The following is a 14,450-nucleotide window of genomic DNA, read 5'->3' as shown; positions in this document are numbered from 1 at the left end:
CCAACTGTCCGGGAATGTTGCCTTTTTAGCTTCGCTCCCTCAGCGGTCGATCCCCTCGCGTGAAAGTACTCCCTGCGTATAATAGTGCTTCACTTCCCGCATTTCGGTCACCAGGTCGGCTTCGTCGACCAGCTCCTGCGGCGCATAACGCCCCGTAACGACCACTTCGACGGAAGGATGCCGCGCCCGCAGCGCATCGAGCACCTCGCCCACCGTCAGCAACCGGTAATAGAGCGCAATGGTCAGTTCGTCGAGAATCACCAGGTCGTACTCCCCCGACACAAGCAACGCCCTGCACCGGGCCAATCCTTCGCGGGCCATCCCTACATCGGCGGGCTCCGGATCGTGGCCGATAAAACAGCCGCGCCCGAGTTGCTCGATCCGCATCCGGTCGAAAATGCCTTCTATTTTCGTCTCGTTGTAGCGCATGCTCTTGACGAACTGGCCGATGTAGACGCTTTGCCCGGCACACAATGCACGCACGGCCAGCCCGAAAGCCGCGGTGGTTTTGCCCTTGCCGTCGCCGGTATACACGTGCAGGTATCCGCAGGAACCGGCCGGGCGCACCTGCTTCCCGGCATTGGCGGGATCGACAGAACGCTCGCGCCCGGAAAACCGGGAGTCAGGAGTGCCAAGGACATTCGGGACGGCTGGCACGCCTGTGCCATCGACTGTTTCGACCTGACGGGCCGAAGCGGACATTTCGTGTACGGATTTCGTCATATTTTTACCGGCAACTGTTTTCTCAGGAGGGTTCATGCGGAGTTGTTTTTACAAAAATAACGAATATTTTTGTACCGTTGCCCTGAAAATATGTACCGGACCGAAACGCTCACCGAAACGCTGCCGCTGGCGGAACTGACCCGCCGCTTCCGCAATCCCGAGAAATTTATCGCCTACTGCCGCGAATGCGGCCGTTACGGCCATTGCTGGGCCTGCCCGCCCTACGAGTTCGACCCTTCGGAAGTGCTCGCCGGTTATACCGTGGCGTGGATCGCGGGCATCCGGATCATTCCGGACGAGGCTCTACGCAATCGCCTCGCCACCCCAGAGGAAGCGACCGAAGCGGGACGGGAGATGCTGGCCCGGGTACGCGCGGCGGTCGACCCGCAACTGCTGGCGATCGAACGGAAGCATCCCGGCAGCCGCGCCTTTTTCGCCGGAACCTGTTTCGCTTGCCCGGAAGGCACCTGCACCCGGCACAAGGGTATTCCGTGCCGCCACCCGGACCGGGTGCGGCCTTCGCTCGAAGCGTTCGGCTTCGACATCGGCGCCATCAGCTCGGAATTGCTTCACAACGAATTGAAATGGAGCCGTGACGGACAGCTTCCCGAGTACTTTACACTGGTCAGCGCGCTGTTCTGTGCCGAATCCGGAGACACGGGAACATTCACGCTAACGGCACAAAACCCGATACCATGACGCACCACATCCGCTCGAAAGCGGTTTTCAACTGGAGCGGCGGCAAAGATTCCGCCCTCGCCCTCCACCAAGTCCTGCAAGAGGATCGTTACGAGATCGTCGCACTGCTCACGACAGTCAACCGCAGCACCCGGCGGTCGTCGATGCACGGCATCCCGACGGAGCTGCTGCAACGGCAGGCCGACAGCATCGGGATTCCGCTTTATGTCGTCGACCTGACGCCCAAAGGGAACATGGAAGATTACGAAACGGCGATGCGCGGCGCCGTGGAGCATTTTAAAGCGATCGGAGCCGGCCGGTTCATTTTCGGCGATATTTTCCTGCACGACGTGCGCACATACCGGGAAAAACAGCTTGCCCCCTACGGAATCGAGGTGATCGAACCGCTGTGGGGCCGCACCTCGGGGCAGATCATGGAAGAGTTCCTGGCTTCGGGACTGGAAACGGTCATCGTCACCACGACGGCCGACGTGCTGGGCAGAGAGTTCATCGGGCGCCGGATCGACGCGAAACTGGTCGCCGACCTGCCCGAAGGAGTCGATCCCTGCGGGGAAAACGGCGAATACCATACGTTTTGTTACGGCGGGGGAATGTTCCGCACGAGAGTGCCTTTCACGCTCGGGGCTCCGATGCAGCAAAGTTATCCGGTCAGGCTCGACGACGGTACGGAACGTTTCTATACCTACTGGTTCGCCGACCTGAACGCGTGAATCCCGGAACCTGCAAAGCATCAGACATATCCGGAGAACAAACAGGAAAAATGAGGGAACGGCCCGGGAATGCCAGGAGACAACCGGAAAACAATCGGGAAAAGCACGGGAGCAATCCGGAGCGCCCCGGCAAAACAGGAAACACCGACCCGGACAAATACTGGAAATCTACAAAGGAAGGCGCGTGCGGCACCCCTTGACACGCCGCGGTTCGCTTCTTTCGTGCGCCAGGACGTAGCGGTTGTAATCGAGGGCGAGCGAGATCCACTCTTCGAGCCGTTCATCGCAGGCCAGTTCATCCGCGCCCAGCGCGATAAAGCCCCTGAGGTGCCGCCCCGATTCATCGAGCCGGCGGAATTTGCGGCCGTGCAGGCCGCGGGCCACCTTATCCGGAGAGATGTGTATCTCCAGTTCTTCACCGTTCACACCGGCGCAAAAGCAATCGTTCACCAGAAAATTCAACTGCCCGAAACTGACCGTTTCGGTATAGGCGGCGTTTTTGTTCGCGAACGCCTTGCGCACGCGGTTCGCCAAAAAGTCGTTGTATGTCATAATATATCGTGTGTTAGATGGAAACCATTCAGGTATCGGTCCCGTGTTGATATCCCGTATAATTTATACACGAAGGATATTCAATCCCGGACGGGTTTCCACAGCGCCGGGAAATCGGCTTCATACACGGTACAGGGAGAAGATCGGGCCAAAAAATGCGGGAATGCCCCGCACAACCCCGGTTTATGCGTCTCAGAAAACCGGAAAACCCGCAAACATTAACGCTTTATCAAGCGGGCAATTTTATTGCCATTTTGTCAAATATAATCATAAAAATCGTTTTTTGCAATTTTACAGGAGCTTTTTTCGTCCTCTCGACGGTTAACACATCATGAAAACCCGACAAACCAATAAAATATAAACCGTCCGAAAGACAATCCGTTTTTATGACAGGAAACCTATAAACCGGTTTAATGGTACGAATCAAACATTTTAGCTAATATCATTAAAATAAAATGGTTATTTTTGCGCGACGTGGCGGGATTTTTTGCCCCCTCCACAAATTCGACCTAAACTTTACCAAATCAACAATGAAGAACGCAAACAAGGTTTCCCGTTCTTTCCAGCACATGATCCTGTTGTGCGGATGCTTGCTAATATACTATTCCGTATCCGCCCGGCAACATAAGCCCACAGAATCGGGTTACATCGCACAAAAAACGCAGGGCATAGATTCAGATTACGTACTGATTTTCAACTCGTACAGCGAATCGGCTCCCTGGTGCCGCAGCCTCGTTGACTCGACGGTAATGGACCTGATCAAGCTTTCCCCGCAAACCATGACGGTGACCCAGAACCTGAATTCAGGACTGCTCCGGGACGAAAAAGCGCTTGCACAACTGCGACAACAGGTGGATGTCTCCTACCACGACAAACCCCGGATGATTATCTACATCGGTTCCACCAGTTGGCCGTTCCTGCACGAAACCATCGAAAAGAAATGGGGGAAAGTACCTTCTATCATCTTCTCCGACATCGATTATACCGGTCCTATAACCAATCTACTCCGGAAAACACCGATCGCACCTGCCCTCCGCATCCCGTACGACAAGATTGTCAAGGAGTACGAAGGTGCGCTTAGCGTCGTCTATATGCCTATTTACCTGCGGCAAAGCCTCGCGCTGATGCATCAGCTGACGCCGCCGATGACCGAGCTGTGCTTCATTTCCGACACCCGCTGGATCAGCGCACAAATGCGAGCGGACATGGCCGCCATCACCAAGACCGATTTTCCGGAGCTGAAAGTACGATACCTGATTTCGGCAGACATGTCGACGTTGGATTTGCTCGATTCGCTGCAGCATTACGGACAGGAAACCGGCGTACTCTTCTTCTCCTGGCTCAAGCAGAGCCAAGTGGGAGATTCGTTCGTCAACGACTCCCATTTCCGGATCATCATCAGCAAATCGGCCCGGCAACCGCTGTTCGTACTAAACGACAATGAGGTCAATACGGACAGCGATGTCCTCGGCGGCTACTTCCCGACCCGGGCCGCCGTTTCACACCATGTCCGCCTGGCACTTGAGAAAACGCTTGCCGGCCAGCCGGGTTCGTTCCAGACGGTGGAACCCGCGCAACCGGTAATCGACTACCTGACACTTATCCGCAAAGGCATATCCCCCGACCTGCTGCCCAGCAATACCCACATTTACTGGAAACCCGACAATTTTTTCCACCAATACCGTTACCTGCTGGGCGGAGGCGCACTTATCGTCGCGGTTCTGCTGCTGATCATTTACTTCCTTTCCCGCAGCCGGACCCAACAGCGAAAAGTCCTGACATACATGGCCCAATACCGCAACCTGTTCGAAAACATGCCTATTCCGTACCTGCAGATGGAAATGCTCTTCGACCAGAACGGCCGATCGCACGACCTGATCGTCCGTGACGTCAACCCTGCGTTCGAAAAAGCATTTTATTCGCACAACTGGGTGGTCGGCCGGCGTGTCACCGGACAACACACACAACGGGACAATACACTGAACCTCGCCCGCACTGTTCTCGGTGAAAAACGCGCCGTGAGCGTATCCTACTATTTCAAACAAACCGATACGCATTACACAGTGATCCTCGCCCCATCGAAAGAGCCTAACTTCATCGATGTCTTCTACACCGACAACACGGCGTTGGTCCGCGCACAACAACTGCTGCGCACGATGAACCACAAACTCGCAATGGCTCTGGAGATTTCGAACATTACCCCGTGGAAATGGGATCTGGAAACGGATACGATCCTATGCGACGTAAACCGTTCGGTGGAACTGATGGGTGGCGAGAATATCGACGAGAACAGACTTGCGGTGCCCGAAACGGCCTATTTCGCCAAAATACACAAAGAGGACCGCGAACGCATCAAACAGGCCTACCGGGACCTGATTGAGGGGAAAGTCCCGAAAATCCGCGAAGAGTACCGCGTGGCCGACCCCGGCCGTTCGCACTTCGACTGGGTGGAAGTACAGGCTGCCGTGGATGCCCGCGACGCTGCCGGCAAACCGCTGACACTGATCGGCTCGTCGCTGGTGATCTCGATCCGCAAACAAATGGAGCAGGAACTGATTTCGGCCAAGGAGAAAGCCGAAGAGTCCAGTCGCCTGAAAAGCGCGTTCCTCGCAAACATGAGCCACGAGATCCGTACCCCGCTCAACGCAATCGTCGGGTTCTCGAACATTCTCGCCACCACCGATGCAGAAGAGGAGAAACAGGAGTATGTCAGCATCATCGAGAACAACAACAACCTGCTGTTGCAGTTGATCAACGATATCCTCGACCTGTCGAAAATCGAGGCCGGCACGCTCAACTTCACGTATACCGAAACCGACCTGAACCGGCTGCTCGAAGAGATCGTGCACGCAGCGCAAATGCGCAATACGTCCGATCAAATGGATGTCGTATTGGCCGAAACCGTCCCCGGCTGTATTGCCCGGGTAGACCGGAACCGGCTCACGCAGGTGCTGACGAACCTGACCACCAATGCACTCAAATTCACACAGCGAGGGAGCATCCGAATCGGCTACAGGTTAGAACCCGACGGCAAATTCCTGTACTTCCACGTCAGCGACACCGGCTGCGGTATCCCGACCGACAAACAAAAATCGGTATTCGAACGTTTCGTAAAACTGAACAGTTTCTCACAGGGAACCGGCCTTGGACTCTCGATCTGCCAAACGATCGTCGAACATGTTGGGGGCCGGATCGGCGTCGAATCCGAAGAGGGGAAAGGATCGAACTTCTGGTTCACGATCCCTTACCGTCCCGTCTCGGATCAAAAGAACAGAAAACCGCAGGACAAACAGATCGAGCCGATACCGGTCGAACGCGACAAACTGACCATCCTGGTAGCCGAGGACAGTGCGGACAACTTTAAACTATTCGAAACAATCCTGAAAAAAGACTACACGATCCTGCATGCGTGGGACGGCCGGGAAGCCGTGGAACTGTTCAAAACCCACCAGCCCCATCTGGTACTGATGGACATCAACATGCCGGTACTGAACGGCTACGAAGCGACGGCAGAAATCCGCAAACTTTCGGAACGGGTACCGATCATCGCCGTAACGGCTTATGCCTATGCGTCGGACGAAGAGCGCATCATGAACAGCGGCTTCGACGCGTATGTACCCAAACCACTCAACGCCAGTATCATGCGAAGCAAGATCGTCGAACTTCTGAAAAAACGGCTGGTTTTCATTTGACCGGACAAAACGGATAACCACAGAAAAGCAGGGGGAGAATTTTCATTCTCCCCCTGCTTTACCTAAATAATATAAAAAATAAAATCGTCTCTATTGCCTAAACAGGACACGGCCGTTTATCCCCATGCAGGAGCGTCGTTCGATCCTTTGACCGGCTCCGCGGCCGAGACCGTTACAGGGACCGTATTTACGTTCCCCGGGGCAGAACATCGGGACAGGAAAATCCCGGCAAAATCCACTCCTGCTACTCTCCCAGATACAGGATCAGCTTCTGGTTCAGCAAGTCGCGTGAGATCGGCTTGGTGAGGTAGTCGGTACAGCCCGCCTCCAAAGCTTTCTCGCGGTCGCTCTCAAACGCAAACGCGGTAATCGCCAGGATCGGCACCTCTTTGGAAATTTTCCGGATCGCACGGGTCGCTTCATAGCCGTCTACGACCGGCATTTTGATATCCATGAAGACCAGATCGGGCCGCACTTTTGGGAACAGGTCGATAGCCTCCTGCCCGTCGTGGGCGCGGATCACCTCATAGCGCTTGCCGATAAAGGCTTTCATCAGCATGTAATTGCTTTCGATGTCCTCCGCGATGAGAATACGTTTGCCGGTACGCCCTCCCACACCTTCCGAAGCCAGCTCCGCCAAAGCGCCGCCCTGCGCCGAAGCGCCGGCATCAGGCTCCGACATCAGGCTCCCTGTTTCCTGTGCTGCGGACGGTTCATCCAACGCATCCGCCGCAGCCTTTTTTTCGGAACGATACGGAATGGTAAAACGGAATGTGGTGCCCTCGCCCTCTTCGGATTCGACCCAGATCCGGCCGCCGATCTTCTCGACGATCATCTTCGAAATAGCCAGTCCCAAACCGGTACCGGAAGCGAAGCTGTTCAATTTGATAAAGCGGTCGAAGATCCGCTCCTTAGCCTGTGCGGACATTCCGATGCCGGTATCCGCAACATAAAACTCTATCGTATCTCCCATCATATCGTATCCAAAGCGGATTTCGCCGTTGTGCGTAAATTTAATTGCGTTGCTGAGCAGGTTCGTGACCACTTGGGCCAGGCGGTTATGGTCGCACTTGATCTCGACATCTTCGTCGCGACCGTCGAAGACCAGTTCCACTCCGTCATGAACACGCCCTTTATGAATTTCATACTCCTCACGGCACAGGCTGTTGAGGCTCATGTCTGCAAAATGGAACTCGAGGGTGCCGGCCTCGATCTTCGACAGGTCAAGGATATCGTTGATCAATTGCAACAGCAGATCGGAATTGCTGTCTATGATATCGGTATACTGCTGCACCTCTTCGGCGTTTTCAGCGCTTGAAATCAGCTTCGAAAAACCGACGATCGCATTGAGCGGCGTACGGATTTCATGGCTCATGTTCGCGAGGAACGCGCTTTTCAGGCGGTCTGATTCCTCGGCTTTGATCCGCGCGGCGATCAGTTCACGCTCGGCGTTCTTCTGTTCGGTGATATCCCACGAAATGCCGATAATCAGCGGCAGACGGTCCTCCGACGGCACCAGCGTCTTGGAAGTCGTCACCACACGCGTTTCGCCCGACGCGGCCGTATACTCTTCGACCATCTCCAGCCGCTGACCGGTACGCAGCAACTCCAGGTCGTCGCGCCGGAACTTCTCGGCGTCGGACAGGCGCGGGAAAATTTCGAAATCGGTATGCCCCAGGGCCCGCGAAGCCGGAATGTGGGAATATTCCTCGAAAGCCTTGTTCCAATAGACATAACGGAACTCGTTGCTCGGGTCCTTGACGAACAGGTACACGGGGATATTGTTCAGGATCGCGTCCATCACGTAGTTGAGTTCGCGCACCCGGTTCTCGTGTTCGAGACGGGTCGTGACATCCCGCGAGAAGAACCACAGCACTTCATGCTCCTTGGCATGGTCGTATACCACATAAATGACCACCTCCTGCGCCTCGATCCTGCCGGTACGGGGATTTTTGGATTTGGCCGTATAACTGTACGACCCGTCGTTCGCACGTACCTTCGACACCTTTTCCTGCCACTGGCGGTAAAGATTCTGGGACGATTCGAGCAGAATACCCTGCGGGCTCTCCAACTCATAGAGCTTATAATTGGAAATATCCCCGCTGAGGTTGTGGCGTTCGATGAAACGCTGGTTGGCAAACTCGAGCGTACCCTCCAGGTCGCAGGAATAAATCTCCTCGACCGCATTGTTCAGGGCATATTTTACCGCCTCGAAATCGTGCAGGCGCTTGACCACATAGGTCATATCCTGCGCATAACCCTCGATAATGCGGCTTCCGTCTTCCTTCCTGATTATCCGGAGAATGCGGCTGTGGTAATAGCGGGTCTGCCCCTGCACCGAAATGCGGTACTCGACATATCCGTCGCCCGCCTGCCCGTAACGAAGCTGGTTGAGCAGTGCGTCACGGTCGGCCGGATGGACATGCGACAGGAACAGCTCCTTGCGGCAGCGTTTCAGCTTGCCGTCGCCGCCGCCGACCAGCCACGGAATAATCTTCGGCGCCTCGAACTCCTTGATATCCTCGTAATAATACCAGTGGCTCAACAACGCGATATCCTCGGCCGCCACCATGCGCAGGTTGGCCTGTTCGAGCTCCTGCTGGACGATCACCTGGTCGATCACGTCACGGCACATACAGAGCGCGTGCTCGTCGTCCAGTGGGAAAATCCTGTTTTCGTAATGGCGGGTATGGTTGTCCAGGGTAATGTCGTGATGGGAAGTCGAACCTATCTTGTTCCGGACCACGTAATCGAGGTTCTCCTTCACATTGTGATACGCCTCGGGGGAGAGCAGCGTACAGATATCCCGCCCGATAAGCGAATCGCTGGGCGCGCCGACATGGTTGGTCTCTTCCGAGGAGACCAGATCGACAAGCTGCCCCGAATGATCGAGAACGGTCAGCATATCGGGCAGCGACTCGAGTATCTGCGCGGCATATTTATCCCGGAAACCTCCGGGAGAGTCGGCAAGCATCCGTCTGGCACCGCCGCGGGAAGCCTTTTGCCCGGAAGACAATGCAGCATTCTCCCGTTTCAGCCGCTCGATCTGTTCGATCAATTCCTCCCGTGAACAATCGTCGTACTCGCTCATAACCTTAATGTTGAATAAAAAACGGGCTTCCTTTTCCCCGATTACCACCTGTCCCGCCGGCAAACACCCCGGTAGGATAAGGCAAGATAGGTAAAAATCTCTGTTTTACGGCACGGAAAGACGCTTTTATTGATACAAAAACCCTTTGACCGGACGACTGTCCGCCGCTCAGGCCATGCCCGAACCGACAGAGACCACAGCGTCACCGTCCTCAAGGGGACGGATCGGATGCGTAAAGACAAAGCGGCTCCCGGACGTATAGGTCCCATCGACCCATATCTTGCCGCCCACCTTCATCACGATCTGGCGGCAGATGGCCAACCCGAGCCCCGTGCCCTGCTTGAATTCATCGAGCTTTTCAAAACGGTCGAAAACTTTGGCCTGCTTTTCGGGCGGAATGCCGCAACCGGTATCGGCCACCGCAAAACGCACCATTCCCTCTTTCTCCAACACCTCGAACGAAAGGGTAATCCGGCCCTGCTCGGTAAATTTATTCGCATTGGTCAGCAGGTTGATCAGCACCTGCGAGAGCCTCTGTACGTCCGTCCGGAGGGTATAAGTCTCGTACGACGACTCGAATACGCATTCGACGCCCTCCCTGCGGTTATGGGTGGTCGTCATAATCACCTGCTGGCACAGCGACGGGATATCGATATCTTCATAGGCGAAATGGATCTTGCCCGTTTCGAGCCGCGAAATATCGAGGATATCGTTGATCAGGGTCAGCATCAGCTCCGAGTTGGTCGAAATGATCGCGCTGTACTCCTCGCGCTCTTCAGGCGAAATTTCAGCGGAAGTCAGCAACGACGAGAAACCGACGATCGCGTTGAGCGGCGTACGGATCTCATGGCTCATATTGGCCAGAAACGCACTCTTGAGCAGGTCGGACTCCTCGGCCTTCTCCTTGGCTTCGATCAGTTCCGCCTCGCGGTTTTCCAGTACATTGCGCAGCCGCTTGTTCTTGTAGTAAAGGAAATAGATGAACACGGCAATCAGCGACAGCAGGATCAGCGCAGCCACGCTGGAATAGATCACCGAACGGTACTTGCGCAACTGGGCCTCGGTATTATCCACCACGACACTCCCGGCCGGAAGTTTGTACTCGGCGATATCGAACTCTTTGAGTTTATTGGCATTGAAACGGTACTCCCCGTCGGACAGTTCGAAATGTACCGCACCCGGCTTACCGTGGTAATAACCGGCAATCTGCCCGGCGATCTCGCCTGCGCCGCTTTTGTATTTGGGATTGTAACCGCCGATAGCCACGCTCACCAGCCCGGCCCCGGACAACGTGAAAACCGGCACCGTGGGATTCTCGGCGATCAGGTCGTTCATCGCGCTGTACATCAGGTACTGGCCGTCATCGCCTACACGCCACGTCCCGATCAGCAGAGCCGAATGCTGCGGCAGGCGCGTAATCCGCGAAACGACGGAATCGCTCCCCTCGCGCGAATCGATCTGGATCAGCCGCAGATCGTCATAGCGGAGCATTTCGCGCCTCATCAGCGCCTGGAGCGAAACGCCGCCGTACGTGTTGTCCGACACGAAAGCGATATTACGCACATCGGGATAGAGCGAGCGGATCAGGTCGACATTCTTGTCCACATCGTAGCGGTTCAGGCAGCCGCCGGCAGTCCCGATCGAATCGGCCAGTGCGGCCATATCGACCGAATAGCTCCAGTCGCGCTGCGGCACATTGAGCGAAGAGAGCGCAATCCCGTTCACACTCGCGTAGCAGCCGAAAAAGGGGATATCATCGGGAAAATCTCCCTGGGCGAGAAAAGAGGCCCACGCCTCCTGCCCCAACAACACCACTGCCTTGAGCTGCTTATTCTTCCGGTAACGATCCAAAATGTCCCGCATCCGTTCCTGCCATTGCGGCGCTTCGGAAAGGCCCTTGCACCCCATGTCCTCGACGACAATCTCATAAGGCACCTTTTTCTGGACGATCGCCTGTTCGAAATCGGAAATAAACCCGGACATGCGCCGCGTGTCGGGATTGTAAGAGGCGACGACCAAAATGATGCCCTCCCTGGAATCGATCTGTGCCCGAAGGGTACCGGGAATGAGCGCCAACAGCAGGAAGAAAAGCACTGCCGCGGCAGCTGTTATTTTTCGGATCGGACGGGATGCAACAATACGGAATACCGACATAGGCCAATCGAACCTCTAAACACAGTGGTGCCGGCGCAATATGCAGGCCGGCGCAACGCTAGCACTTTGCATAACAAATAGCTGGCGATTACCGACAAAGATAAAAAACTTTCCGCGGAAAATATTTATTGCCTACACAAAAAAAGCGTCTTATTATGACAAAATGATGTGCTATCGTGTCAAATTAAAGCACCAACAATAATTTATTATCTATATTTGCCGCATACATCCGCAACAAATCCGTTTATCACAAAAATTTAATTCTAAATTCCTTACAACCGACACCTCCGGCAAACCCCGTCGGAAACGCGGTTAAAAAAACCGGGAGGCATGGATTTTCAACGCTTTTGTCATCTGTAATTTAGAATTTTGTTTACCTTTACATATACGTATTAATAGCAGCTTTTCATTCACACCCCATACTGCACTGAACTAAAATAATGAAGAAACGGATTCTGATTCTCGACGACAAAGAGACGATCGGCAAAGTATTGATGATGTACCTGGCCACAGAGTACGACTGCACATGGTTCGACAATCCGCTCAAAGGCCTCGACTGGATGCGCCAGGGGAATATCCCCGACCTGATTATCTCGGACATCCGCATGCCCGAAATGCGCGGGGACGAATTCCTCGCTTACCTGAAAAAAGACCTCATGTTCGCATCGGTTCCGGTGGTAATCCTTTCGGGCGAAGACAGCAGTACCGAGCGCATCCGGCTGCTGCAGGAAGGCGCCGAGGATTTCATCATCAAGCCGTTCAACCCCATGGAACTTAAGATCCGCATCAAAAAAATACTCGATTGATGCCCCTTGAATTCTGGTATATCGGCACGGACGGTCATTGTGCCAGACATTTCGGCTCACTGTTGCACGCCGAGTTGCATGTCTTTCCCGATGTGGAGGATGCGTTGGGCAATAACAGTAAAGGCCCCGTAATCGCACTGTGGGAGGGACACTCTCCAGACGACGATCTCGATGCCATCGAACGGCTGAAGAAAGAAAACAGCCAGCTGCAACTGATCCTGGTCGCAGGCGCGCTCTCATCCAAAGAGCGGGCCGCATATTTACATGCAGGTGCGACTGCCGCCTTGGCACCGGACACCGACCGGGAAAGTCTCGAAGGAATCACCCGCATGCTCGCCAACACGTTCCTGCAGGGCCGGACGGACGTACAACCCGGGGAACCGGCGCAAACGGCCGGGAACTACCGGATCCCGCCCGGCAAGCGGTTGTTCGACATTGCAGCTTCGGGCATGGGACTGCTATTGCTTTCCCCGTTGTTGTTGATTACCGCCGCGGCCATCCGCATCGAAAGCCGGGGGGCGGTCATCTACCGCTCCAAACGGGTGGGCAGCAACTACCGGGTATTCGACTTTTTCAAGTTCCGCTCGATGTACTCCGAAGCGGACCTGGCGCTCAAAGACCTGAAGGTCCTGAACCAATACCGGGAAGCGGAACTCGCGAACAGCTTCACCGCGCCGCAGCGAAACCAAGGATCGGCGCACATCGACAGCGCGATGCTGATTTCCGACGACTGCGTCATCTCCGAGAACGCTTTTATCTCGCAGGCGACAAGCGAGAAAAAGAATGCTTTCGTCAAATTGGAAAACGACCCCCGCGTAACGCGCGTCGGCCGCTTTATCCGCAAATACAGTATCGACGAACTGCCTCAGCTGTTCAACATCCTGCGCGGCGACATGTCGGTGGTAGGCAACCGGCCGCTGCCGCTCTACGAGGCGGAACGCCTCACCGGCGACGAATATATCGACCGTTTTATGGGCCCGGCCGGACTCACCGGGCTGTGGCAGGTCGAAAAGCGCGGCGGCGCAGGCAAACTCTCGGCCGAGGAGCGCAAACAGCTCGACATCGAGTATGCGAAACACTATTCGCCGTGGATGGACCTGCGGATCATTTTGAAAACCTTTTTGGCATTCGTCCAAAAAGAGGACGTATAACGTAACCCCGATTCCCATGAAATTAACTGTTTCATTCGTAACACTGCTGGCTTTCGCCGCAGGAGCATATGCGCAGCAGACCTCCAATTCGCTGCTCCCCCAACCCGCTTTGCAGGAACTTTCACCGGCACCTCTGCCCGGACAGGCTCCGCCGAACGACAATCCGATGCAGGAAATCGCATCCGACCCCTCCGACATGGCGCACATGACGGCCGAAGATTACCTCGCAATGGAATTGCCGCCGCTGGGCGTACTGATCGACAATTCGCGCCAAACCGCGCAGATGCAATATTACAACACGGCCATCGACGAAGCCAAAACCGACCTGAAAACCGAGCGGCGCAACTGGTTGAAATATTTCCGGGCTACGGGCAACTACCAGTACGGCCAGATGAACTGGCTCTCGACCCTCTCGGGCAGCGACGCCACCGACCCGCTGCCGGTGGTACCCACCTACCAGGGCAAGGAGCAGAGTTACTGGAACGTGGGCGGAGTCGTCTCCATTCCCCTGAACGACCTTTTCGACAGGCGCAACCGGGTGAAAAATAAAAAACTGGCCGTCGAAGCGGCCGAGCAGAACGTGGAGCGCTGGCAGGACGAGTTGAGCCTGAAGATTATCGACGCTTATACCACCGTACTGCAAAACCTGTCGATGATCAAGACGCAGGCCGAAGCGGTCACGCTGGCCATCGCACAGTATAAAATCACCGAAGCCGATTTTATGAACGGAAAAATCGACGCCGTCACGCTGAGCCGCCAGAAAAACATCCAATCGGCCACCGTCCGGGAGTACGAGCAGACCCGCGCATCGCTGAACAACGCCCTGTTGCGGCTCGAGATTATGTCCCACACCAAAATCATCACTAAATAAC

At 55.2% G+C, this 14,450-nt stretch carries 10 protein-coding genes; 6 read left to right on the top strand and 4 right to left on the bottom strand.

What is annotated here, in order from left to right:
• Positions 1–39 precede the first annotated feature (39 nt).
• Complete coding sequence (locus tag NQ495_RS08395) at positions 40–567, bottom strand: cob(I)yrinic acid a,c-diamide adenosyltransferase (RefSeq protein WP_040294367.1); 528 nt, start codon at positions 565–567, stop codon at positions 40–42.
• 246 nt (positions 568–813) lie between these two features.
• Here NQ495_RS08395 and NQ495_RS08390 point away from each other — a divergent pair, with 246 nt between their 5' ends.
• Positions 814–1,422: a DUF2284 domain-containing protein gene (locus NQ495_RS08390; protein ID WP_009133387.1), complete on the top strand. Its 609-nt coding sequence runs from the start codon at positions 814–816 to the stop codon at positions 1,420–1,422.
• The gene (locus tag NQ495_RS08385) at positions 1,419–2,132 is read left to right on the top strand and encodes a Dph6-related ATP pyrophosphatase (RefSeq protein ID WP_009133388.1); all 714 of its coding nucleotides are present in this window, start codon (positions 1,419–1,421) and stop codon (positions 2,130–2,132) included. The genes NQ495_RS08390 and NQ495_RS08385 overlap by 4 nt, the downstream gene beginning before the upstream one ends.
• Before the next feature lie 168 nt (positions 2,133–2,300).
• Here NQ495_RS08385 and NQ495_RS08380 read toward each other — a convergent pair whose 3' ends face one another.
• Positions 2,301–2,684 (bottom strand): hypothetical protein, encoded by a 384-nt coding sequence (locus NQ495_RS08380; RefSeq protein ID WP_009133389.1) that lies wholly within the window; start codon positions 2,682–2,684, stop codon positions 2,301–2,303.
• A gap of 530 nt (positions 2,685–3,214) precedes the next feature.
• On the opposite strand from NQ495_RS08380, the gene NQ495_RS08375 reads away from it, so the two are divergent.
• On the top strand, positions 3,215–6,376 hold the full coding sequence (locus NQ495_RS08375; protein ID WP_009133390.1) for a hybrid sensor histidine kinase/response regulator: 3,162 nt from the start codon (positions 3,215–3,217) through the stop codon (positions 6,374–6,376).
• Between the two features lie 244 nt (positions 6,377–6,620).
• On the opposite strand, the gene NQ495_RS08370 is transcribed toward NQ495_RS08375, so the two are convergent.
• Together NQ495_RS08370 and NQ495_RS08365 are read right to left on the bottom strand one after the other, a co-directional pair.
• Positions 6,621–9,467 (bottom strand): PAS domain-containing protein, encoded by a 2,847-nt coding sequence (locus NQ495_RS08370; protein ID WP_009133391.1) that lies wholly within the window; start codon positions 9,465–9,467, stop codon positions 6,621–6,623.
• A 168-nt stretch (positions 9,468–9,635) separates the two neighbouring features.
• Complete coding sequence (locus tag NQ495_RS08365; RefSeq protein WP_009133392.1) at positions 9,636–11,561, bottom strand: sensor histidine kinase; 1,926 nt, start codon at positions 11,559–11,561, stop codon at positions 9,636–9,638.
• Positions 11,562–12,061: 500 nt separating this feature from the next.
• Between NQ495_RS08365 and NQ495_RS08360 the strand changes: the two genes are divergently transcribed.
• Genes NQ495_RS08360 through NQ495_RS08350 form a run of 3 tightly spaced genes read left to right on the top strand, consistent with a single transcriptional unit; the run spans position 12,062 to position 14,449 of the window.
• Positions 12,062–12,427, top strand: a complete 366-nt coding sequence (locus tag NQ495_RS08360) for a response regulator (protein ID WP_009133393.1) — start codon at positions 12,062–12,064, stop codon at positions 12,425–12,427.
• Positions 12,427–13,578, top strand: a complete 1,152-nt coding sequence (locus tag NQ495_RS08355; protein WP_009133394.1) for a sugar transferase — start codon at positions 12,427–12,429, stop codon at positions 13,576–13,578. The genes NQ495_RS08360 and NQ495_RS08355 overlap by 1 nt, the downstream gene beginning before the upstream one ends.
• A 16-nt stretch (positions 13,579–13,594) precedes the next feature.
• Complete coding sequence (locus NQ495_RS08350; RefSeq protein WP_009133395.1) at positions 13,595–14,449, top strand: TolC family protein; 855 nt, start codon at positions 13,595–13,597, stop codon at positions 14,447–14,449.
• Position 14,450: the final 1 nt, after the last annotated feature.

This window comes from Alistipes indistinctus YIT 12060 (genome assembly GCF_025144995.1).
Lineage (GTDB): Bacteria > Bacteroidota > Bacteroidia > Bacteroidales > Rikenellaceae > Alistipes_A > Alistipes_A indistinctus.
This window is presented reverse-complemented; position numbering and strand designations above follow the sequence as displayed.